Here is a 309-nt window from a genome sequence, read left to right on the forward strand (position 1 = left end):
GCTTTCGCCGACGCGGCGGCAGCCGGCTTCGTCGAGCTTGTGCGCCTCGCCGATCGCCATCTGCATCAGCCCGGACACGATGTGAGTCAGACTGTCGTCTTCGCCCGGCAGCGGCACCGGGGCTGAAAGCCGCGCCAGCGTCTCGTCGCCGAAGTTCGAGCGCGGCACCTGCAGGATGAGTTGGTCGACATCGGAAAGGTTCTGCAGCGAATAGCTGCGCACCGGATCGTAGATGATCGCCGCGCGCGGGCCGAGATCGATCGCCGTCTCACGCTGCTCGAAGCGGCTGCGGCCCTTGCGCTGCATCAG

The 309-nt window shown here is 67.0% G+C and carries 1 protein-coding gene; it reads right to left on the reverse strand.

The annotated features are described in order from the left end of the window. The coding region (locus tag EN852_RS38480) for a hypothetical protein (RefSeq protein ID WP_189546601.1) at nt 1-309 on the reverse strand (309 nt) is incomplete at both ends.

The sequence above is a fragment of the Mesorhizobium sp. M2E.F.Ca.ET.209.01.1.1 genome, assembly GCF_004010375.2.
In the GTDB taxonomy this organism is placed as follows: Bacteria; Pseudomonadota; Alphaproteobacteria; order Rhizobiales; family Rhizobiaceae; genus Mesorhizobium.